Source organism: Burkholderia sp. Ac-20353, assembly GCF_017104785.1.
Lineage (GTDB): Bacteria > Pseudomonadota > Gammaproteobacteria > Burkholderiales > Burkholderiaceae > Burkholderia.
The window spans coordinates 1-773 of sequence record NZ_JAAGPL010000545.1; the positions used below are offsets into that span (position 1 = coordinate 1).

The window sequence follows — 773 nt, forward strand, 5'->3', positions numbered from 1 at the left end:
CGCGGTCCACCGGTACGCCGGCTCCCGATACGGCCGGCATCGCCGGGCTGCTCGACCGGTTCGGCGTGCTGCGCGGCACGCCCGGCGACATCGTGGCCGCGCTGCGCGCCGATCCCGCGCTGGCCGGCGCGACCGAACTTGTCGTGCAGGTGCAGACGGCCAGTACGCCGTATCGCGACGCGTTGCGGCGGCTCGAGGGCATCGCCCGCCACGTTGCGCCGGCGCTCGGCTGGACGCCGGCCGGCTCGCTTCCCGAATCCGTTCCGCCCACTTCCGCTCCGCTTTCGACATGACCTTTTCGCCCTCTCCCGCACCGGCCGCACGCCGGCCCTTCAAGCTCGGCTTTCTCACCCACGTGCACGGCACCGGCGACGCGCGACGCGTGTATGCGGATCTCGAGACGCTGTTCGTCGCGGCCGAGCAGCTCGGCTACGACGGCGGCTTCGTCGCACAGCATCACTTCCGCGCCGAATACGGCCGGCTGCCGTCGCCGCTCGTGCTGCTGGCCGCCATCGCGCAACGCACGCGCCGCATCGAGCTCGGCACGGGCATCGTCACGCTGTCGCTCGAAGACCCGCTGCGGCTCGCCGAGGACGCCGCGGTGCTCGACGCGCTGTCCGGCGGACGTCTGCAACTCGGGCTCGGCAGCGGCGGCGCGAATCTCGACGCGTTCGCCGCGTTCGGGCTCGACGTCGATACGCGCCAGGCGCGCTTCGCGGCGGCGCTCGAGCGCTTGCAGGATGCGCTGTCGGGCCGCCCCGTCGCCGACAGCG

At 73.5% G+C, this 773-nt stretch carries 1 protein-coding gene and 1 pseudogene; both read left to right on the top strand.

The window, feature by feature from the left end; translation table 11 throughout:
* Window positions 1-293: pseudogene (locus G3N94_RS41865) on the top strand (hypothetical protein); the annotation flags it as partial.
* Window positions 290-773: LLM class flavin-dependent oxidoreductase (locus tag G3N94_RS41870; RefSeq protein WP_205799976.1), on the top strand; the 484-nt coding region annotated here is incomplete at its 3' end. The pseudogene G3N94_RS41865 and the gene G3N94_RS41870, both read left to right, overlap by 4 nt.